Genomic DNA, 22,310 nt, shown 5'->3' on the forward strand with positions numbered 1-22,310 from the left:
ATGCGGCTTGAGCCAGCCGGTCAGGCGATCAAGAATGCTGCAAACAGACAGAGGAGCACGGCCATGAGTAGCGTAATTGAACAGTGGCATCAGATTGTCAAACACCAGGACGCACAAGGCCTGGATGCGCTGTTGGCGGAGGATGTGGTGTTCCACTCGCCGGTGGTGCATACCCCGCAGACCGGCAAGAAAATCACCCGTCTGTATCTGATGGCAGCGATGCAGGTGCTCAATGCGCCCGGGCATTTCAGCTACCTGCGTGAAATAGAGCAGGGCAATCACGCGGTACTCGAGTTCGAAACCCTGATCGATGGCGTCAAGATCAACGGCGTGGATATGATCGAGTGGAACGATGCCGGTCAGATCATCGATTTCAAGGTCATGGTACGGCCGTTGAAAGCGATCAATGCCATTCATCAGGCGATGGGCTCGATGCTTGAGGCGATGAAGCCAAAAAGCTGAGACGAAGCCAGCAGGTCGAGCCCAGCTTGCTCGACTTGCTGACGACTTAGTGACCCACAGCCGCCAGTGCCGCAGGTTGGTTCAAATGGCGCGCCGCAGCGACCACATCGCCAATCACCAGCACCGCGGGGCTTTGTAACTGGAAGGTCCCGGCTGCTTCGTAGAGGTCGGCTAGAGTGCACATGTGCTGACGCTGATCCGGCAGGCTGGCTCGCTCGATCATCGCTACGGGCGTGCTAGCAGGCATGCCACCGGCCAATAGCCCTTGCTGGATTTGCCCGAGCCGCGCCACGCCCATATAGATAACCAGGGTGGTGCCGCCCATCGCCAGGCCTTGCCAGTTCAGTTCGCTATCGTCCTGCGTATGTGCGGTCACCAGGGTGACGCCGCGGCTGGTACCACGCAACGTCAGCGGAATTCCGCATTGGGTTGCGCCAGTGAGGCCAGCCGTTATGCCATTGACGATTTCCGATTCAATCCCGCGCTCGGCTAACCATTGCGCTTCTTCACCGGCGCGGCCAAAAATGCATGGATCACCGCCTTTCAAGCGCACCAGCTTGCGGCCCTGGCGGGCGTAGCGCAGCATCAGACGGTTGATAAAATCCTGCGGTGTCGAGCGGCAGCCGCCGCGTTTGCCTACCCGCACCAACTGAGCCTGCGGGCAGTGCACCAGGATTGCCGGATTGACCAGGTCATCAACCATGACCACATCTGCTTGCCCAAGTACGCGTACAGCCTTGAGGGTCAGCAGTTCAGGATCGCCGGGGCCTGCGCCTACCAGGTGGACTAGCGCGCTCATATGGGTGTCTCCATTGGGTAGGATGTCGAGAAAGGGGCGAAGGTGAATCTCATACCGCGACCTTGGCACGGCTCAATAAGCCTTTTATTTCAGGCACACAGGAGCCGCATTCGGTGCCGCAGCCCAACTCGGACTTCAACCCGTTTAGATCCAGGCCGCGTTCGATCCCCGCTTGAATACGGCTCTGGCTGACGTTCATGCAGTTACAAAGGGTGCGGTTAACGGCTCCGGATTGTCCGCCTGGCGGCGTGCTGATGGGCGCCAGAAACCAGCGCCGCAGTTCGGCATTGGTCTCGCCGCTTTGCCAGACCTGGCGCAACCAGTCGCGGGCGGCGGTTTCCCCGGTCAATCGAATCGCCGTGATGCGGCCTTGTTCGATCCTGACCCGCTTACCGATGGCCCGGCGTGGGTCGTCGTAGATCAGTACTGGGCCGCTGTGCAAGTCCAGCAGGCTATCCAGCTTGGCCAGCCAATCGGCATCCGGTGCGTTACGGTGCGCGGCGCGGATCAGTAGAGCAGGGCGATCGCGCCCAGCCAAGCTAAAGCTGGCGAACGCCAGCTCTTCACAGTGTTCACGCAGCGCAGTGAAGCGCTGCTGCACATCGCCTTCCACCAGCACAAACAATTCCCAGGGAAAGACCACCGGCTTGACGTTGATGCCAGCCTGTTTCAGCTCGGGCTGCTTGGACAGCGGATCAAATAGAGGCTGGGTCAGCACGTTAACGCCCAGGCCCTTGAGAAAGCGATTGCCCCAGTGCATCGGAATATAGGCCTGGCCGGGCCGAATCTGCTCATCCGCCAGCACCGGCAGGATCAGTTCACCGCGGCGGCTTTTGACCTGTACCAGTTGACCATCCACAAGGTGTCGGCTGCGCAGGTCATCCGGGTGCAGGCTGATCTGCGCCTGCTCGACATGGCCGAACAGCTGCGCTGCGGTGCCGGTACGGCTCATGCCATGCCACTGATCACGCAGTCGCCCGGTGTTCAATGTCAGCGGAAAGCGCGCATCGCGCTGTTCCTTATGCGGCAGGTAGGACTCGGCGATAAAACGCGCGCGGCCGTCGTCGGTCGGAAACCGATTGTCTGCATACAGCCGTGCAGTGCCTTTCTGCTTGGACGCGTCGAACGGCCACTGCTGCGGGCCCAGTTCGTCGATCAGCGCGTAGCTTAGCGAGCTGTAATCCAGATCCCGGCCCGCGGTCAGCCCGCGGTACTCATCGAACAACGCCTGCGGGCTGTCGAAGTCAAACAGGCTCGGCTGGCCTGGGCGCAATTGCGCTTCCAAACGCGTGGCCAGGTCGCAGACAATCGCCCAGTCCGGCCGCGCTTCGCCCGGGGCGGCAACAGCTGAGCGCACACGGCTGATGCGGCGTTCGGAATTGGTCACGCTGCCGGCTTTTTCGCCCCAGCTGGCAGCGGGCAGCAGCAGGTCGGCGTAATGACAAGTTTCGGTGGTGGCAAAGGCTTCCTGCACCACCACAAAAGGGCAAGCGGCCAGCGCCTCGTGGATCAGAGTCTGATCCGGCATGGATTGCGCGGGATTGGTACAAGCAATCCACAGCGCTTTGATCTTGCCCTGGCGCACGCCCTCAAACAGCTCGACAGCACTCAAACCGACATTGCCCGGCAAACTGTCGACACCCCAATACTCGGCCACTTCGTCGCGATGCGCGGCATTGGCGGTTTCGCGATGGCCAGGCAACAGATTGGAGAGGCTGCCCGTCTCGCGGCCGCCCATGGCATTCGGCTGGCCAGTCAGTGAGAAGGGACCGCTACCGGGTTTGCCAATCTGCCCGGTCGCCAGATGCAGATTGATCAATGCGCTATTTTTCGCACTGCCGGCGCTGGACTGATTCAGGCCCATACACCACAGCGAGAGAAACGACGGCGCGGTGCCGATCATGCGTGCCACGCTCTGCAGATCATCCTGACGGATGCCGCAGATGCCAGAGACCATCTCCGGCGTGTAGTCACGCACCAGAGTTTTCAGTTCATCAAACCCGCCGGTGTGCTCGTCGATAAAGCGCCGGTCGAGCCAGCCTTCCCACATCAGAATATGCAAAATGCCGTGGAACAGCGCCACATCGGTTCCGGGCTGCACGGCCAGGTGCATGTCGGCGATATCACAGGTATCGGTGCGCCGCGGGTCAACGACGATGATCCGCATATCCGGCTTGTCTGCCTTGGCCTGCTCCAGGCGGCGGAACAGCACTGGATGCGCGTAGGCCATATTGCTGCCGACAATCAGCAGGCAATCGCTTTGTTCGATGTCCTCATAGGAGCAGGGCGGCGCATCGGCGCCCAGGCTGCGCTTGTAACCAACTACCGCGCTGGACATGCACAGCCTTGAGTTACTGTCGATATTGTTAGTGGCCACTAACGCGCGGGCCAATTTGTTGAAGGCGTAATAGTCCTCGGTCAGCAACTGCCCGGAGATGTAGAACGCCACGCTGTCGGGGCCGTGCTCGGCAATGGTCTGGCCAAACACCTGCGCGGCATGGCCCATGGCGGTATCCCAGTCTGTGTGGCTACGTGCCAAACCTTTACCCAGACGTAATTCGGGGTATAGCGCTCGCGCTGTGAGGTCGCCGGTAAGATGCAGGGTCGCGCCCTTGCTGCACAGCCGACCGTAGTTGGCCGGGTGCGCCGGGTCGCCCTTGACGCCGATAATGTGCTCATCATCGTGCTCGATCAGCACACCGCAGCCGACGCCGCAGTAGCAGCAGGTGGAGGCGGTTGTTGTAGTCATGAGCACACCTCCAAATTCAAGTTACTGGTTACTTTGAAGATCTTCTTCGCGACTGAGAGCACTGATTGACTGCACGCAGCATCATAGCGACGTTGCCGACGTGCGGGGCTGGACCGTCGATGACCATGGATGGTCATCGCCGAGCGAACAGGGATGTGTTTACAGCGCGTCCAGCCCCGCACGTCGGCAATGGCGCCAACGCTCAATCTCGTCTCAATCAGTGCACTCCTCACGCAGACACCTTGTCCAACACCAGCTGCACCCGCCCATTCTCAACCCGGGTCGGATAGCGATGCGTGCATCCCACATCCGGCGCTACGGCCTCGCCGTTCTCCAGTTGAATGGTCCAGTTATGCAGTGGGCAGGTAACCTGCTTGCCGAACACGATGCCCTGGGACAGCGGCCCGTTCTTGTGCGGGCAGCGATCGTCTACGGCAAATACATCATCATCGCTGGTGCGGAACACGGCGATATCACATTTGGCGCCGGTCACTACTCGCGAGCCAAGTGGGGGGATGTCTTCCAGTGCGCAGATATCCAGCCAGTTCATAGGGCCACCTCGGCAACTTCCTTGACCGCAATGCGGCGGAATTCGTTTTTCAGCTCTTCCTTCTCGATGCGCTCTTTCCAGGGGTCCTGTTCGAACGAGAGGGAGAACAGCAGACGCTCATGCAAGGCCTTGCGACGGTCGTCATCTTCCAGCACACGCTTCTTGATGTGCTCCAGACCAACGCGGTGCATGTAATGCACGGTGCGTTCCAGGTAGAAGGCCTCCTCACGGTAGAGCTGCAGGAACGCCAGGCTGTATTCCATCACCTCGGCTTCAGTCTTGACCTTGACGAAGAACTCGCCAGCCTCTGTTTTGATGCCGCCGTTGCCGCCGATATACAGCTCCCAGCCGGAATCGACACCGATAATGCCAATATCCTTGATGCCGGATTCTGCACAGTTGCGCGGGCAACCGGACACCGCCAGCTTGACCTTGTGTGGCGACCACATATTGAACAGCGCATGCTCCAGGTCGATGCCCATCTGCGTCGAATTCTGCGTGCCGAAGCGGCAGAACTCGCTGCCTACGCAGGTTTTCACTGTGCGGATGGATTTGCCATAGGCGTGACCCGAGGGCATATCCAGATCCTTCCAGACCGCGGGCAGATCCTCTTTCTTGATGCCGAGCAGATCGATCCGCTGGCCGCCGGTGACCTTGACCATGGGTACCTGGTATTTGTCGGCTACATCGGCAATCCGGCGCAGCTCCGCCGCATTGGTAATACCGCCCCACATGCGCGGAATAACCGAGTAGGTACCGTCTTTCTGAATGTTGGCGTGAGCGCGCTCGTTGATAAAGCGCGACTGCGGATCGTCCTTGGCCTCGCCTGGCCAGGTGGAGATCAGGTAATAGTTCAGCGCCGGACGGCAGGTGGCGCAGCCGTTCGGCGTGCGCCATTCCATGAAGCGCATGGCATCGGGAATACTGATCAGGTGGTGCTCGCGAATCGCCTTGCGGACCTGGCCGTGATTCAGATCGGTACAGCCACACACGGCTTTCTCGCTCTTGGGCTTCACATCAGCGGCGCCGCCAACGGTGTTGATCACGATCTGCTCGACCAGACCGGTGCAGGAGCCACAGGAACTGGCAGCCTTGGTGTGCTTTTTCACGTCATCGACGCTGAACAGGCCGTGTTCCTGAATCGCCTTGACGATGGTGCCCTTGCACACGCCATTGCAGCCGCAGACTTCCATGTCATCGGGCATGTTGGTGGTCTTGCTCTGGCCCTGGTGGCCGGTATCACCGATGGCGTCTTCGCCAAACATCAGGTGGTCACGGATCTCGTGAATGTTCTGGCTGTCTTTGACCATGCGGAAGTACCAGCCGCCGTCGGCGGTGTCCCCGTAGAGGCAGGCGCCGACCAGAATGTTGTTCTTGATCACCAGTTTTTTGTACACGCCGCCGATGGGGTCGGAGAGGGTAATCACTTCGCTGTCGTCATCGCCCATAAACTCGCCTGCGGAGAACAGGTCGATGCCGGTAACCTTGAGTTTGGTCGAGGTGATCGAGCCTTCGTAGCGACCGTAACCGAGCATGGCCAGATGATTGGCGCAGACCTTGGCTTGTTCGAACAGTGGCGCGACCAGGCCATAGGCGATACCGCGGTGGCTGGCGCATTCGCCGATGGCGTAGATTTTTGGATCATAGGTTTGCAGTGTATCGCTGACCAGAATGCCGCGATTGCAAGCCAGGCCGGCGCTTTCCGCCAGATCAGTGTTCGGACGAATACCCGCAGCCATGACTACCAGGTCGGCGGGGATCTCACTGCCATCCTTGAAGCGCACGGCTTTGACCCGGCCCTTGCCATCATCCAGCAACTCGCTGGTGAACTGCGGCAGCAGGAATTTCAGTCCGCGCTCTTCCAGCGAACCTTGGAGCAAATCACCCGCGGTGCGATCCAACTGGCGTTCCAGCAGCCATTCACCGATATGCACGACGGTGACGTCCATGCCGCGCATCTTCAACCCATTGGCTGCTTCCAGGCCTAGCAGGCCGCCGCCGATCACCACAGCGTGCTTGTGGGTCTTGGCAGTGTTCATCATCGTTTCGGTATCGGCGATGTCCCGGTAGCCGATCACGCCTTCCAGATCCTTGCCGGGGATCGGTAGAATGAAAGGGTTGGAGCCGGTAGCCATCAACAGCCGGTCGTATTCCGCTTCAGTACCGTCATCGGCATACACGCGGCAGGCCTTGCGGTCGATTTTGACCACCTTGCGGCCGGTGTGCAGCGTGATGTTGTTATCTGCATACCATTTCAGATCGTTGAGGATGATGTCCTCGAACGCCTGCTCACCGGCCAGCACCGGCGAGAGCAGAATGCGGTTGTAGTTGGGGTGCGGCTCGGCACCGAACACGGTTATGTCGTACATGTCAGGTGCGAGCTTGAGCAGTTCTTCCAGGGTACGTACCCCGGCCATGCCGTTGCCTACCATCACCAGTTTGAGCTTTTGCATCTGTTGCTCCGTGTTGTTGAGCGCAAAACAAAAAAGGCGTCCCACCGCTCTCGCGGTAGGACGCCTTTGTCCGGTTCCTGATCAGTCAGGTAGTGCCCTGTCGCCGTTGACAGTTGCACTTTATGTAAGGGTGTTGCACTTGCGTGGCTTGCTTGTATGAATATCTCTTGATTAGAACAATGCACAGTACGTGCCAGCTTCCAACTAACTGATATACCTCGGGTTGCAGGGCGCTGAGTGAGATTTTACTGCACCCATATGAGGCGGTCGGCACCACCCTGGTGCGCTTATGCTATTACTCAGTGCAGCAACATCACCAGCAACAGCAAATTCAAACCCAACGCACCCAGTGCAATGCCGCGCCATACCGCCAGCGGCGCGCGCTCCAATAGCGGGCGATGTGCCGGCACCAGAGCTGAGCGATCACCCCGTTCTAAGGCCAATAACCATTCTTCGGCGGTTTCGTAGCGCTTGTCGGGATCGGTCTCTAACGCCTTGAGTAGGCAGCGGTCAATCCAGGCAGGCAGATCCGGACGATAACGACTCGGTGGAGTCGGTTGGCCAAAGCGCGGATGCTGAAACGCTTCGATTTCGCCATAGGGGTAATGGCCGGTCAGCAGGTAATAGAGACTGACGCCCGCGCTGTACAGATCCTGCTGCGCTGAGGGCTCGGCCCCGGCAAACGCTTCCGGGGCGATATAGCTGGGCGTGCCGGGTAAGCCGCCTTGCCAGTCTGACAAGCCGGGGCAGAATGCCAGACCGAAATCGAGCAGGCGCAGCACGCCTTCATCGCCCATATGCAGGTTGCTTGGGGTTATATCCCTGTGCAGTATATTGCGCCGATGCAATAGTCCGACAGCACGCGCCAGGGCAGGTGCAAGGCTCTGGAATTGCGCCAGGCTGAGCAAGCCGGTGCTGCGCTTCTGTTGCTGCAGGGTCATGCCGGCATATTCGCGCATCACGTAGTACAGGTGCCGGCGGCTGCAATGCGCATGCAGCTCGGGCACATGCGTACCCGCTACCCGGCGCAAGAACCATTCCTCCAGTACCAACTGACGCTGCGCCTCAGGGTCATCCCTGAGCGCAGCGGGCAGAGTTTTCAATAGCCAGTTCTGCTGGGTGGCGTCCTTGACGCGATACAGTACGGACTGGCGGGACTCGGCCAGGCGTTCGGTAACCAGCCAGCCTTCAAAATTCTGACCGTTCTTCAGTGGCGGAGGAACAGCACGTTCTTCCGCTGGCAGCAGCGCGTCGCTCAGGCTGGCTTGCGGCAGGTGATCAATGCAGACCAATAATGCGCTGGCGTTGTCCGGGCTGCCGGCCAGATGCGCTTGGCTGACCAGCTCATTGCAGCAGTTTGCCGGTTCATCCTCGCGGGTCAGGTACTGGTGCAGTAGCTGATCATCCAGCTGCGCCCAGACGCCATCGCTGACCAGCAGAAAACGATCCCCGCTATGCAGCTCGCCCTCCAGGTAGTCCATCACCAGATGTTCATCCAGGCCCATGGCGCGCTTGAGTACGTGCTGCATGCCGGGCTGCTCCCACACATGCTCCTGGGTCAGTTTGCGCAGCTGGCCATCGCGCAACAGGTAGACCCGGCAGTCGCCAATATGCGCCAGCGTATAGCGCTGCCCGCGCAGCACCAGCAGGCTCAGGGTGGTGAGCAACGGCTGCCCGCCGCCATTGCAGCGCAGCCAGCGATTGTGTGCGGTCAACAGCCGCTCCAGAGCCTGCGTCACGGTCCAGGTTTCGGGCGTCGAATAGTAATCCAGCGCCAACGCTTGCAAGGTTGCCCGGGCAGCCAGACCACCATCAGCACAGTGGCTGACGCCATCAGCCAGCGCCAGCAGATGGCCCTTGCTTGTAGCCAGGTGCGGGGCAGGCGTGACGATGCGTATTGCATCCTGGTTTTCTTCCCGCGGGCCACTGGCACTCGCTTCGGCGATGCGCAGTTCCAGGCTCATGATCAGACTCGCGCCGAGGTCATGGCTGACGAACCCCAGGTGGTGCGCCAGCGACGTTTGACGCCAATCAAGCCAAACAGGGCCAGCAGGCCGAGCCCGGAGAACAACCAGAGCCCCAGTTGGTAGTCGCCAGTCTGCTGCTTGATGGTACCCAGCCCGGCGGCAAGCACGAAGCCGCCGACGCCACCGGCCATGCCGATCAACCCGGTCATTACCCCGATTTCACGATGAAAGCGCTGGGGTACCAGCTGGAAGACCGCGCCGTTGCCAGCGCCCAATCCCAGCATGGCGGTCACGAACAGCGCCAGTGCCGCAAAGGAGCTGGAGAGGTTAAAGCCAACCAGCGCGATACACAGCGATGCCACGGCATACATGCACAGCAGCGAGCGAATGCCACCGACCCGGTCGGCAAAGGCGCCACCCAACGGCCGCATCAGGCTGCCGGCCAATACACAGGCGGCGGTGTAGTAGCCCGCGGTCACCGGGTTGAGCCCGTACTGATCGCTGAAGTAGCCGGGCAGGGCACTGGCCAGACCAATAAACCCGCCAAAGGTGATGCTGTAGAAAAACATGAACCACCAGCTGTCTTTATCGTTCAGCGCCAGCAGATAATCCTTGCCGGCCTTGGGCTTGGGGCGCTGGGGTGAATTCTTCGCCACCAATATAAAGATGATCAGCGTGGCGACCAGCGGAATCAGTGCCAGGCCGAATACATTCTGCCAGCCGAACAGATAGGCCAGCCCGGGTGCAAACAGCGCGGCAAGCACGGTGCCTGAATTACCCGCGCCGGCGATGCCCATGGCTTTGCCCTGATGCTCTGCTGGGTACCATTGCGAGGCCAGTGGCAGCGCGACCGCAAAGGCGGCGCCGGCAAAACCCAGCCCCAGGCCCAGCAGCAACGCCTTGTTGTAGCTGTCGACGCCAAGCAACCAGGCGGTAGCCAAGGCGGTAATCACTACCACTTGGCCAATGATGCCCGCGGTTTTGGGAGACAGCCGGTCAGCCAGAAAGCCCATCAACAGTCGTAGGACAGCGCCCGCGAGAATCGGCGTGGCGACCATCATGCCTCTTTGCTGTGCGCTGAGGCTCAAATCGGTAGCAATCTGCACCGCTAGGGGGCCAAGCAGATACCAGACCATAAAGCTCAGATCGAAGTAGAGAAAGGCGGCAAACAGAGTCGGTGTATGACCGGCTTTCCAGAAACTTTTGTTCATGTGAAATCCCTCAGGAGTGGGCGGTATCAGTGCTGCAGATAGTTTTGCCTGCGCCATTGAGGCAAAAAAAAACGCCACTTCCCGGCAGACCAATAAAGGTCTGATGGGAAATGACGTCGTTGTCTGATGGCAACCGCCGTTGGCTGCCTGAGGTTATCTAAGCAGGATACGTGCCAGACAAAGGTCTAGCCGCGAGGGTTCAGTCTTTAAGCAGCTCGTGCATGGAAATAATCTGTTCGGCCACCTGGATGATCTTCTGCTGCTTGCTCATGGCCTGGCGGCGCATCAATGTATGCGCTTCGGCTTCATCGCAATTGCGCATTTTCATCAGTAGGCCTTTGGCCTTTTCAATGCGCTTGCGTTCGTTCAGTTGCTGTTCACGCTCAAGCAATTCGGAGCGTAGCTTTTGGTCGCTTTCAAACCGCGCCATGGCCACATCGAGAATTGCCCGCATGCGCGCGCTTTGAATACCTTCGACGATATAGGCGCTGACGCCGGACTGAATTGCCTGGCGCATCACCCCAGGGTCACGGTCGTCGGTGAACATCACGATCGGCCGGGGTTGATCACGGGTCACCAGGCAGACCTGCTCCATTACGTCGCGGCCGGGTGAGTCGCTGTCGATCAGTACCACATCCGGCTTGCAGTTCTGCACCCGGGCGGGCAGGTCGATAGACAAGCCTGATTCTTCCAGCACCTCAAAGCCGGCCTCGATCAGCGAATCCCGAAGCCGCCCGAGTTTGCGGGCTGTGTCATCAATCAGCAGGATGCGCATAGTGCACTCCCGTACAAGCAAGGGTCAGAAGCATTCATCCAGGCGTCCGTCCCAGGTCATGGTGTATATCCAGAGCATGCAGTGCGAATCCACGAGCGTAGCCGCGTGGGTCGCTGCCATCCCAATGCATACCATCAACTAACGTGCTGCTGCGCATCGGTGAGGACGGGATGGTTATGCCCAGGGCACTGGCTGCATCACGGTAAATATCCAGTTGCTGCACCTGCCGGGCGACGGCGAGGTAATCAGGATCCGTACGCAACAGGCCCCAACGGCGGAACTGGGTCATGAACCACATCGCGTCTGACAGATAGGGCATGTTGACGCTGCCTTCACCGTGGAAACGCAGCGGGTGGCTATCCTGCCAGATATCACCGTTGCCGTCATTGTACTCTCCCAGCATGCGCGGCAGCAGGGCATCAACGGGCGCATCAACGAATTCTGGGCTGCTGATCAACTGGGCGGTACTCTCCCGGTTCGCATCGTTCTGGTCGATAAAGCGGCTGGCATCGAGTATCGCCATAACCAGGGCTCTGGCGGTGTTGGGGTAACTGTCGACAAATTCCTGTGTGGTACTCAGCACCTTTTCGGGGTGGTCGGGCCAGATTGACTGGCTGGTCGCCATGGTGAAACCCTCACCCTGCTGAATGGCGCAGGCGCCCCAGGGCTCGCCAGCGCAAAAGCCGTCGATACGCTTGGCCTTCAGATGCTGAACCATCAAGGAGGGTGGGACTACCAGAGTCTCAACATCCTTTAGCGGATGAATACCCTGCGCCGCCAGCCAGTAATACAACCACATGGCGTGGGTGCCGGTGGGGAAGGTCTGGGCAAACCGCAGTGGCGCACTATTTTGATGCACCATTTTGCCAAGCGCCTTGGGATCGGTCACGCCGGCGCGTTGCATGCTCGCGGCAAGATTGATCGCCTGGCCGTTCTGGTTCAGGCCCATCAACACCGCCATCGGCGTGGTCGGGCTGCCGATGCCCAGGTGCACGCCGTAGATCAGGCCGTACAGGCCCTGTACGGCGTCCAGCTCACCGCTCAGCAGGCGATCTCGCAATCCCGCCCAGGAAGCCTGGCGGTGCAGTTGCAGACTCAACCCGTAGGGCTCGGCGAAACCTTGAGTGGCGGCCACGATCAGTGATGCGGCGTCCGTTAATGGCAGATAACCCAGCTTTAACAGGCTTTTTTCCGGAGCATCGCTACCGTTGACCCAGGCCAGCGCATCGGCACGTGGTCGGCGATTTTGCTTCATGAGGTTTTTCCTTAACTGTCGGGTGCGCGGCAAATAAAAAAGCGCCGTGTTCCAGATCGCTGCTGCGGATCTGGATACACGACGCCGTTGTCGTTTGCTGCCGCCCGATTAATCGGGTTTGGAAAAAATCAGAGCAAGGACTGTGCCAGCGATATTAGCGCACGATCATTACCGAGGTTTTGGACAACTGCACTACGCGCAGCGCATTGGTACCCAATACGTAATCCTCGGCACGTTTGCGCTTATGCGATGCCATGACAATCAGATCTGCATCGATCTTTTTGGCTACCCGCAAAATCGCCTCGTAAGCTTTGCCATCAGCCACAATCCGTTGCACCTTGACGTCCTTCGGCACATTCGCCTTGACGAACTCCTTGAGATTGTTGGTGATCGCCTGTTTGGCTTTTTCTGCATATTCCTTGGGAAAGAAGCCACCTACCAGCGGGAGCCCGAAATCCGGAATCACCATGACCACGTGCAGCGAGGCCGTGTAATCACGGCACAGCTGCAGCGCGGTAGGCAAGGACTTGGCCCAGGACGCCTTGTGATTCAAATCGATCGGTAAGAGGATTCGGTTATACATTGTTACCTCCTGGCGCGGTCGCAACAGACGCCTGAGCATCTGGGCGACGTCGCCACTGCAGTCCGATGATCAGCATGAACAGCAAGAATCCGGGAATCCACATCCATTCCTTGGCCCACCGGTCCACCGGCGCCAGCACTTCGATGATCTCCTGATCAAAGTCGAACCCCAGATCAGCAGCCATGCTGCCGTAGGTAACCATGTCAACCAGGGTACGGTCGCCATCCTGCATCAGCATCAGTCCGGTCTCTTCCAGACGTTCTTCGCCGGTCTCGCCATCCGGCACGGGCATCAGCACGTAGAAAGTGCGCGCACTGCCAATGTCGTCTTTACCGCTGATCTGAATCCGCAGGTTGCTTCCCTCGTCCACGCGGTCGAGCGCGGTGGCGATTTCAGCAGGCGGAATCGACTGGTAGGGATCGTGAATCATGTCCATCCAGAAGCCTGGGCGGAACAAGGTAAAGGCTACCAACAGCATCAGCACACTTTCATACCAGCGGCTTCGCACCAGCAGCCAGCCCTGGGTGCCTGCGGCGAAGATCAGCATGGCAATAGTGGCGACAATGAACACCACTATCCCTTGCCAGAAGGTGACATCGATCAACAGCAGGTCAGTGTTGAAGATGAACAGGAACGGCAGGGCCGCTGTGCGCAGGCTGTAGTAGAAAGCCTGAAAGCCGGTTCGAATCGGATCGCCGCCAGACACCGCCGCAGCGGCGAAGGACGCCAGCCCGACTGGCGGGGTGACATCCGCCATGATGCCGAAGTAGAACACGAACAGGTGTACGGCAATCAGGGGTACGATCAGGCCGTTCTGCTGGCCCAGCGTCACAATAACGGGGGCGAGCAGGGCCGAGACCACAATGTAGTTGGCGGTAGTCGGCAGACCCATGCCCAGAATCAGGCTGAGAATGGCGGTCAGGATCAGCATGAGCATCAGGTTGCCCATGGACAGTATCTCAACCAGATCGGCGAGTACCAGGCCTACGCCAGTCTGCGCTACGGCGCCAACAATGATCCCTGCCGCTGCAGTGGCGATGCCAATGCCGATCATATTGCGCGCGCCGGCGACCAACCCTTGCCACAAGTCATCCAGCCCCTCATGCAGATCATGTGCGAGCTTGCTTTCGCCGCGGAACATGGCCATCAGAGGGCGCTGGGTGATGATGATCACGATCATCAGTACCGTGGCCCAGAAGGCCGACAGGCCAGGGGACAGGCGTTCTACCATCAAGCACCAGACCAGCACGATCACCGGCAGAATGTAATGCAGACCGGACATCACTGTGGGTTTGGTTTGCGGCAGCGTCACCACGGGGGATTCGGGATCGTCCATCTCGAGCACCGGGTAGCGTGATCCGACCTTCAGCAGCCCAACGTACACAACCAACAGACAGGCGCCAATGACCCAGCCGGCAGCGTCGCCCAGCAGCGGTTTGAGCCACCCCAGCCCGTAATACACTGCAAATGACAGTGCCATCAACAGAATCAGGCCGGTCATGAAGCCAAAAATTTTACGCAACAATGGCCGCGGCGGGTTGCTGCTCTGCAGGCCCTGCATGTCCGCCTTCATTGCCTCCAGGTGCACAATGTAAACAAGCGCGATATAGGAGATCAGCGCAGGTAGAAAGGCATGCTTGATCACGTCGACGTAGGAAATGCCGACATATTCCACCATCAGAAACGCCGCAGCGCCCATTACCGGCGGCATGATTTGGCCGTTCACTGACGAGGCCACTTCTACTGCGCCGGCTTTTTCGGAGCTGAAACCTACGCGCTTCATCATCGGGACGGTAAAGGTACCGGTAGTCACTACGTTGGCGATTGATGAGCCGGAAATCAGGCCTGTCATCGCCGATGCAACCACCGCTGCCTTTGCCGGGCCTCCGCGATAATGACCCAAAAGCGAAAACGCGACCTTGATGAAGTAGTTACCTGCGCCGGCTTTATCCAGCAGGGAGCCGAACAGGACAAACAGGAAGACGAAGCTGGTGGATACGCCCAGCGCAATGCCAAAGACGCCCTGGCTGGTCAGCCATTGATGATTGACCAGTGCCTCAATGCTGACGCCGCGGTGCGCCATAATGCCGGGCATATAGGGGCCGGCGAGACAGTAGACCAGAAACACCAGCGCCACGACCATCAAAGGCGGACCCAGAGCTCTGCGAGTGGCTTCCAGCAGCAGCACCAGACCTGCTACGCCGACGATCACATCCAGCGTAGTCGGGTTGCCCGGGCGGCTGGCCAGCTCGGTATAGAAAATAAACAGGTAGGCGGCGCAGAACGAGGCTGCGAAGGCCAGAACCCAGTCCAGCACGGGAACGCGTTCTCGCGGTGAGCGCTTGAGCGCTGGAAAGGCCATAAAGCCGAGAAAAATCGCAAAAGCCAGGTGAATAGACCGGGATTCTGCACTGTTGAACACGCCAAAGCCGACCAAGTAGGGCAGTGGGGACGCGATCCACAGTTGAAAGAGAGACCAGGCTGCTGCGACCGACACGATTAATTTGCCGGTAAAACCGTGGGGTTTTCGAGCGCCGGTATCACTGGTGGCTACCAGGTCTTCCAGTTCGGTGCTCAGATCATCACGTTGGTTGTTTTGTACGCTCATGGTAGCCCTTGAGTAGTTGCATGGTGCGAATAAAGGAATGAAACATGCAAAAAACAAACCCGGATCAGTGATCCGGGTTTGGGGGGCTTACATCCAGCCGCGTTCCTTGTAGTAGCGAACGGCGCCATCATGCAGAGGAATGGAGAGACCTTCCTTGATCATCTCTTCTTCTTTCAGTGTGGCGAAAGCGGGGTGCAGACGCTTGAAGCGATCGAAGTTCTCGAACACTGCCTTCACGGTCTGGTAAACGGTTTCGTCATCAGTATCGGTTGAGGTTACCAGTGTGGCGCGGACACCAAAGGTGTTCACGTCATTATCGTTGCCCCGGTAGATGCCGCCCGGGATGGTCGCTTTGGCGTAGTAAGGCCGCTCGGCGATCAGTTTGTCGATTTCTTCACCGTCGACTGACACCAGTACTGCATCTACGGTAGTGGTCGCTTCCTGAATGGAACCATTGGGATGGCCAGCAACGTAGACCATGGCATCGATGTTGTTGTCACCCAGTGCCGCGGCCTGCTCTGCAGCGTCAAGTGCCGAAACCAGGGAGAAGTCTTCGTGCGTCCAGCCCAGTGCATCGAGTACAACATCCATGGTGTCGCGCTGACCGGACCCCGGATTGCCGATATTCACACGCTTGCCTTTCAGATCCTTGACGTCAGTGATGTTGGCGTCACGACGGGCAACCACCGTCAGTGGTTCACCGTGCAGCGCGAACATGGCACGCATACCGTCGAACTTGCCAGCGTCTTCAAAGTTCTCAACACCTTCATAGGCTTTGTACTGAATGTCCGACTGGACTACGCCCATGTTCATTTCACCACCACGAATGGCGTTGACGTTAGCCACGGAGCCGCCGCTGGACGGGGCGTTACAGCGAATGCCGTGCTCGTCAGTATTGCGATTGATCAAGCGGCAAACAGACTGGCCAACGACGTAGTAGACGCCGGTCTGGCCGCCGGTGCCGATGGTTACGAAGTTTTGCTGGGCCACAGCCGGAGTGGATGCCAGTGCGGCACATCCGATTGCTGCGGAAAACAGCATGGCGAGTGATTGACGTTTCATTAGAGGGTGACTCCTTTTTTCTGGTTATCAATCGGCAACGCTGCAATACATCACTGCAATCAACTGCCGATGTCACGGTATTCCCTAGCGTTTTGGCCAGGGAGAGATTATCAACTCGTGGTCGATGATTTAGTGCCCGGTCCTAGAAGTGTAGCGGAGTATTCCGCCAACGCTGGAAAATAACCCTAGCCCGGGTTTCGGGCAAGTTATTGATTCGACTGATATCTATGGAATTGCGACACGGGGTGCTGTGTGCTGCCAGACGGCTACCTCAGACGGGTGGCCATCCGCCCATCTCGCGCCAGCGGTTGACGATGCTGCAGAACAGCTCTGCAGTCTTTTCCGTGTCATAACGGGCGGAGTGTGCTTCCTTGCCGTCAAAATCGATGTCCGCTGCCGCGCAGGCCTTGGCCAGTACAGTCTGGCCATACGCCAAGCCGCCCAGGGTAGCCGTGTCGAAACAGGAAAAGGGGTGGAAGGGGTTGCGTTTGATTTGTGTGCGTTCGACCGCGGCATTGAGAAAGCCCAGATCAAAGAACGCGTTATGCCCGACCAGTACAGCGCGGGTGCAGCCGGCAGATTTGACCGCCTTGCGCACGTGTTTGAATATTTCCGTTAGCGCTTCGGATTCGTCTACCGCCATGCGCAGCGGATGATCAAGCTTGATGCCGGTAAATTCCAGAGCGGCCGGCTCTACATTGGCGCCGGCAAAAGGTTCGACGCGGAAGAAGTGGGTCTGATCCGGATACAGCATGCCCTCTTCGTCCATCAGCAGAGGTGTTGCGGCAATCTCCAGCAGCGCATCGGTGGCTGCATTGAAGCCGCCGGTCTCGACATCGACTACCACCGGCAAGAAACCGCGGAAACGGTAGGCCATGGGTGGCTTGTGGCCTTTGGCTATAGTCTCTTGCTGGTCTTCACTATCGAACTCAAACTCGCTCACGGGCGATCCTTAATGGTTATACCGCTCAAATCCAGGATGTCAGGCAACGCGCCAATGGATACTCTCGCCCGCTCGCAGCGGCACAATGGTCTGGTCGCCCAACGGCATACTGGCGGGCACGCTCCAGGACTCGCGCACCAATGTGACGGTATCGGTATTGCGCGGCAGTCCGTAGAAATCAGGACCATGCAAGCTGGCAAAGCCTTCCAGTTTGTCCAGCGCGCCGAGTTCGTCAAAGGCTTCTGCATACAGCTCCAATGCTGCGTGGGCGCTATAACAGCCAGCGCAACCGCATGCGGCCTCTTTGGCGTGACGCGCGTGCGGAGCGGAATCGGTGCCGAGGAAAAATTTGCTCGAGCCGGATACCACCGCATCACAGAGTGCTTGCTGATGGCGCTGGCGCTTGAGGATCGGCAGGCAGAACAGGTGCGGGCGAATGCCGCCAACCAGCATGTGGTTGCGGTTATACAGCAGATGGTGGGCGGTGATGGTCGCGCCTACGCGGTCCGGTGCAGAATTGACAAAGTCCACCGCGTCAGCGGTGGTGATGTGCTCGAAGACCACTTTCAAGGTCGGGAAGCGCTCGACCAGACCGACCAGCTGTTGATCGATAAAGGCCTTTTCGCGATCAAAAATGTCCACCTCGGCATGCGTCACTTCGCCGTGCACGAGCAGCGGCATGCCTACATCGGCCATCGCTTCCAGTGCCGGATAAATGTGCTCTAGCCGGGTCACGCCGGAATCGGAGTTGGTGGTGGCACCAGCAGGGTAAAGCTTGGCCGCGATGGCCTGGCCAGCGCTGTGTGCTTCGCGGATACATTCGGCGGTGGTCTGATCGGTGAGATAGAGCACCATCAGCGGCTCGAAACCAGACCCGCTGGGCCGAGCAGCGAGAATGCGCTGACGATAGGCGGCGGCCTGCTGGCCGTTGCGAACTGGCGGCACCAGGTTGGGCATGATGATCGCCCGGGCAAAGGTGCGGCTAGCGTCGGCCACGGTATTGCTCAGTACCTCTCCGTCACGCAAGTGAATGTGCCAGTCATCCGGCCGGATCAGGGTAAGACGATCAGTCATCAGCTAATTCCAGACAATTTCAATCCCGTCATGCTACCGGAAACGCCCTGTTTTCACACCTGCTTTCACCCCGGACTTAAGTCTCAGCGTCAAAGCATGCGCCGGGTAAAGTTTTAACTGCGACGGCCGATGCAGGAGCTGAGAGAGTCAATTGTGCATGGAGATCGTCGTGCGTCGAATGTATTGTGCCTTACTGCTGGGAGTCGCCTTGCCTGTGCAGGCCATCACCTTTCAGACCCGGATGGAAGAGGTCGAATGGACGGTGGAAGGTGATCAGTTCGAATGTCGTATGGCGCAACCCGTCAGCGGTTACGGCCAAGCGGTGTTTGTACGCAGGGCAGGTGAGCGTCCGGTATTTCAACTGGAGGCCACCAGCAATCTGATGCAGCCGGGCCAGGCCCAGTTGTTTAACGATCCGCCACCCTGGCGGCATAACCTGCGCGCATCCGTGCTGGGCGCGGCGTTGGTCGAAAACGGGCCAGTGACGTTACGGGCTTCTCAACAGCAGGCCGGGCAAATGCTGGCGGGGTTGGCTTCAGGCATGCATCCGACCATTCAGCGCGCGGCCTGGGCCAGCGCTGTGGAGTCAGTCAGGGTGGTGGTCTCGAGCGTAGGTTATCAGCAGGCCTGGACTGAGTTTCAAACCTGCGCCGGCGGTTTGCTGCCGCTGAATTTCGATCAGGTATCGCGCAGTGTGGTCAGTTTTGCCAGCGGCGGCAGCAGACTCACCGACGAAGCCAAAGCATTGCTGGATACCGCACTGGTCTATATCAAGGCGGATGAAGACATTGGTGTTATTCAACTCGATGGCCATTCCGACAACCTGGGCGATCGGCTGACCAACCGCGAGCTATCGCGCCAGCGCGCCCTGGCAGTGCGCGATTACTTGATGGAACAGGGCGTGGAAGAAGACCTGTTCACCATGCGCTTTCACGGCGAAAGCTATCCGGTGGCCACTAACGCCAGCAATTCAGGCCGCCAGCAGAATCGCCGCGTTACCCTGCGGCTAGAGAAAAACTAGCCCCTCGGCAGGCCGGCGAAGACTATCTCCCCTGTGATTCCTCGCAGTGCGGCGCTAGAATAGCGCTTTTGCCCGTCGCCCCATGTGGCGCTGATCAATCTTCTAGGGAGCGCGTAATGTCTGATGTGAAAAAAGTCGTCCTGGCTTATTCCGGTGGTCTGGATACCTCGGTAATCCTCAAATGGCTGCAGGAAACCTATAACTGTGAGGTGGTTACCTTCACAGCCGATCTGGGTCAGGGTGAAGAGGTTGAGCCTGCACGTGCCAAGGCCAAGGCCATGGGCGTCAAGGAAATCTACATCGACGATCTGCGTGAAGAATTCGTACGTGACTTCGTGTTCCCGATGTTCCGCGCCAATACGGTCTATGAAGGTGAGTACCTGCTGGGTACCTCTATTGCGCGCCCGTTGATTGCCAAGCGGCTGATCGAAATCGCCAATGAAACCGGCGCGGATGCCATTTCCCATGGTGCGACCGGCAAAGGCAATGACCAGGTTCGCTTCGAGCTGGGTGCCTACGCGCTCAAGCCTGGCGTTAAAGTGATTGCTCCCTGGCGCGAGTGGGATCTGCTGTCCCGTGAGAAGCTGATGGATTACGCCGCGCATCACGATATTCCGATCGAACGCCACGGCAAGAAGAAATCGCCTTATTCCATGGACGCGAACCTGCTGCATATTTCCTATGAAGGCGGCGTGTTGGAAGATACCTGGGCCGAGCACGAAGAAGACATGTGGAAGTGGACCAAGTCACCGGAAAATGCCCCGGATAGCCCGACCTATATCGAGCTGACCTATCGCAATGGCGACATCACCGCAATCGACGGCAAAGAGCTGTCACCGGCAACCGTGCTGGCCGAGTTGAACCGCATTGGTGGTGAGAATGGCATTGGTCGCCTGGATATTGTCGAGAACCGTTTCGTCGGCATGAAGTCCCGCGGCTGCTATGAAACCCCCGGCGGCACCATCATGCTCAAGGGCCACCGCGCCATCGAGTCCATCACCCTGGACCGTGAAGTCGCGCACCTGAAAGACAGCCTGATGCCCAAGTATGCCGAGCTGATCTACAACGGTTTCTGGTGGAGCCCGGAACGTCTGATGATGCAGAAGATGATCGACGCATCTCAGGCCAACGTGAATGGTGTAGTGCGGCTGAAGCTCTACAAGGGCAACGTCATCGTCGTTGGCCGTCAGTCTGACGACTCTCTGTTCGACGCTGCCATCGCTACCTTCGAAGACGATGCGGGCGCCTATGATCAGGCTGATGCTGCAGGCTTTATCAAGCTCAACGCCCTGCGTATGCGCATTGCCGCTGGTAAAGGCCGCAAGCTGCTCTGACGCCTAGTTGCCAACTGCCGGCTTCAAAGCGCTAGCAGCTTGGCAAAGGCCGTTCATTCGGGCGCCTGACTGTAATGGTCCGGCGCCCGTTTTCGTTTTGCACCTACCGCTTGAAGCTTGTAAGTTAAGGCTTGAAGCTCAATCAAAGGCTGCTGTCATGCGCATACTACATACCATGCTTCGCGTTGGTGATCTGGACGCTTCGATTGCGTTTTATACCGAAGTGCTGGGTATGACCTTGTTGCGTCGCAAGGATTACCCCGAGGGACGCTTTACCCTGGCTTTTGTCGGCTACGGCAACGAAGTTGATCAAGCGGTGTTGGAGCTGACGCATAACTGGGATACGTCACGCTATGATCTTGGCGACGGTTATGGTCATATTGCGATAGAAGTGCTGGACGTCTACAAGGCCTGTGAGCAAATCAAAGCCGCGGGGGGCAAGGTCGTCAGAGAAGCTGGGCCGATGAAACACGGCAGCAGTATCCTGGCTTTTGTCGAGGATCCGGACGGGTATCGTATTGAATTGCTGTCGGGGCGCACGCCCGGAGTGGCTCGCTGACAGCGTGAAGCTGGTGCACTATGGTCTGGACCTTATTCGCAGTAGCAGTTGTATTGGCGGTGTTGTTGGAAAGAATCGGCAGCCGGCGTCGCACCCTTCAAAAGCGTCAAGTCCGGCTCAAAGCGCTGGAACAGATCCGCCTGTTGCGTTTGCTGCTTGAGCAGGTGCAGCGTCACCGGGGGCTGTGTTTTGGTGTAATGTCCGGAGAGCACAGCCTGGAAAATCAGCGCTGGCAGGTCGAAGCGCAGGTAGCGCAAACGCTTGAAGCTGTCGCAGTCCACCAGGGCAGCTTGTTCTGGTACACCGCCTGGCATCCGGTGCTGCCGGTTTGGCAACAGATTGCTGAGCAACGGGCGCAAAATGCCTCTGCCGAAGCGGTTCTGCTGTTGCACCACCGCATGGCCGAGCAACTGATCAATACCATTGAAGCGCTGGCGGTCCGCCATGACCTGGTGTGCCTGGGCGCGCTGGCGCCGCAACCGCAAGGTATGTGGCTGGAGTTGCTGAAAAACACCGAGTTGCTCGGCCGCGCCCGGGCGGTGGGTACCGGCATAGCTGCGCGACGACAAAACAGCGCGTTGCAGCATCAGGAGCTGCAACGCTTGCGCGAGCAGATCAATACTCAGTGTTATCAGCCATTGGCACGCTTATGCACCGAGCCGCTGCTGCGTTTGTCAGTGGATAAACCCGTGCGCGCTGCCGAAGATAGCCTGGACAGCCTGCTCCAGGCGGTAGATCAGTTGTTGGAAAGTGGCGACAGGCCAGGCCTGGCGTCCAATCGCTATTTCAGCATCGCCACGCAGGCCATCAGTGCTACGCTGGCGATCGTCGATTTGCTGCTGGAGCGGTTACAGGCCCCCGGCGCGCTGGCGTATAAATGATCCTCAGATTCCGCCAGTGAAGGT

At 58.7% G+C, this 22,310-nt stretch carries 18 protein-coding genes; 5 read left to right on the top strand and 13 right to left on the bottom strand.

What is annotated here, in order from left to right; genetic code table 11:
• Window positions 1-63 precede the first annotated feature (63 nt).
• On the top strand, window positions 64-462 hold the full coding sequence (locus DT594_RS03775; RefSeq protein ID WP_149331430.1) for a nuclear transport factor 2 family protein: 399 nt from the start codon (window positions 64-66) through the stop codon (window positions 460-462).
• A gap of 46 nt (window positions 463-508) precedes the next feature.
• Here DT594_RS03775 and cobA read toward each other — a convergent pair whose 3' ends face one another.
• The 13 genes from cobA to pyrC form a co-directional block, all read right to left on the bottom strand.
• On the bottom strand, window positions 509-1,261 hold the full coding sequence (gene cobA, locus DT594_RS03780; protein ID WP_149331431.1) for a uroporphyrinogen-III C-methyltransferase: 753 nt from the start codon (window positions 1,259-1,261) through the stop codon (window positions 509-511).
• Between the two features lie 49 nt (window positions 1,262-1,310).
• Entirely contained in the window at window positions 1,311-4,010 is a 2,700-nt protein-coding gene (locus DT594_RS03785) for a nitrate reductase (protein WP_149331432.1), read from the bottom strand.
• 229 nt (window positions 4,011-4,239) lie between these two features.
• A complete protein-coding gene (nirD, locus tag DT594_RS03790; protein WP_149331433.1) occupies window positions 4,240-4,560 on the bottom strand; it encodes a nitrite reductase small subunit NirD in 321 nt (106 codons plus the stop codon).
• Window positions 4,557-7,013, bottom strand: a complete 2,457-nt coding sequence (nirB, locus tag DT594_RS03795; protein ID WP_149331434.1) for a nitrite reductase large subunit NirB — start codon at window positions 7,011-7,013, stop codon at window positions 4,557-4,559. Before nirB ends, nirD begins: the two co-directional genes overlap by 4 nt.
• Before the next feature lie 299 nt (window positions 7,014-7,312).
• Entirely contained in the window at window positions 7,313-8,977 is a 1,665-nt protein-coding gene (locus tag DT594_RS03800; RefSeq protein ID WP_149331435.1) for a bifunctional protein-serine/threonine kinase/phosphatase, read from the bottom strand.
• A gap of 2 nt (window positions 8,978-8,979) precedes the next feature.
• Entirely contained in the window at window positions 8,980-10,191 is a 1,212-nt protein-coding gene (locus DT594_RS03805) for a nitrate/nitrite transporter (RefSeq protein WP_149331436.1), read from the bottom strand.
• A gap of 199 nt (window positions 10,192-10,390) precedes the next feature.
• Complete coding sequence (locus tag DT594_RS03810) at window positions 10,391-10,966, bottom strand: ANTAR domain-containing response regulator (RefSeq protein ID WP_149331437.1); 576 nt, start codon at window positions 10,964-10,966, stop codon at window positions 10,391-10,393.
• Window positions 10,967-11,000: 34 nt separating this feature from the next.
• Complete coding sequence (locus DT594_RS03815; protein ID WP_149331438.1) at window positions 11,001-12,221, bottom strand: CmpA/NrtA family ABC transporter substrate-binding protein; 1,221 nt, start codon at window positions 12,219-12,221, stop codon at window positions 11,001-11,003.
• A 154-nt stretch (window positions 12,222-12,375) separates the two neighbouring features.
• Window positions 12,376-12,804: a universal stress protein gene (locus DT594_RS03820; protein WP_096345730.1), complete on the bottom strand. Its 429-nt coding sequence runs from the start codon at window positions 12,802-12,804 to the stop codon at window positions 12,376-12,378.
• Window positions 12,797-15,412 carry a TRAP transporter permease gene (locus DT594_RS03825; protein ID WP_149331439.1) on the bottom strand — a complete coding sequence of 872 codons (2,616 nt, stop codon included), beginning with the start codon at window positions 15,410-15,412 and terminating at the stop codon, window positions 12,797-12,799. The genes DT594_RS03820 and DT594_RS03825 overlap by 8 nt, the downstream gene beginning before the upstream one ends.
• An 87-nt stretch (window positions 15,413-15,499) precedes the next feature.
• A complete protein-coding gene (locus tag DT594_RS03830; protein ID WP_149331440.1) occupies window positions 15,500-16,474 on the bottom strand; it encodes a TAXI family TRAP transporter solute-binding subunit in 975 nt (324 codons plus the stop codon).
• Window positions 16,475-16,745: 271 nt separating this feature from the next.
• Window positions 16,746-17,417: a ribonuclease T gene (gene rnt, locus DT594_RS03835; protein ID WP_149331441.1), complete on the bottom strand. Its 672-nt coding sequence runs from the start codon at window positions 17,415-17,417 to the stop codon at window positions 16,746-16,748.
• A 39-nt stretch (window positions 17,418-17,456) separates the two neighbouring features.
• Window positions 17,457-18,491: a dihydroorotase gene (gene pyrC / locus DT594_RS03840; RefSeq protein ID WP_149331442.1), complete on the bottom strand. Its 1,035-nt coding sequence runs from the start codon at window positions 18,489-18,491 to the stop codon at window positions 17,457-17,459.
• A gap of 178 nt (window positions 18,492-18,669) precedes the next feature.
• Here pyrC and DT594_RS03845 point away from each other — a divergent pair, with 178 nt between their 5' ends.
• The 4 genes from DT594_RS03845 (at window position 18,670) to DT594_RS03860 (ending at window position 22,286) form a co-directional block, all read left to right on the top strand.
• Complete coding sequence (locus DT594_RS03845; RefSeq protein ID WP_246164571.1) at window positions 18,670-19,512, top strand: flagellar protein MotY; 843 nt, start codon at window positions 18,670-18,672, stop codon at window positions 19,510-19,512.
• Between the two features lie 68 nt (window positions 19,513-19,580).
• On the top strand, window positions 19,581-20,846 hold the full coding sequence (locus DT594_RS03850) for an argininosuccinate synthase (RefSeq protein ID WP_281290872.1): 1,266 nt from the start codon (window positions 19,581-19,583) through the stop codon (window positions 20,844-20,846).
• 157 nt (window positions 20,847-21,003) lie between these two features.
• The gene (gene gloA, locus DT594_RS03855) at window positions 21,004-21,405 is read left to right on the top strand and encodes a lactoylglutathione lyase (protein WP_149331445.1); all 402 of its coding nucleotides are present in this window, start codon (window positions 21,004-21,006) and stop codon (window positions 21,403-21,405) included.
• Between the two features lie 20 nt (window positions 21,406-21,425).
• Window positions 21,426-22,286, top strand: a complete 861-nt coding sequence (locus tag DT594_RS03860; RefSeq protein ID WP_149331446.1) for a nitrate- and nitrite sensing domain-containing protein — start codon at window positions 21,426-21,428, stop codon at window positions 22,284-22,286.
• Window positions 22,287-22,310: the final 24 nt, after the last annotated feature.

This window comes from Halopseudomonas laoshanensis (assembly GCF_008365385.1).
GTDB lineage: Bacteria > Pseudomonadota > Gammaproteobacteria > Pseudomonadales > Pseudomonadaceae > Halopseudomonas > Halopseudomonas laoshanensis.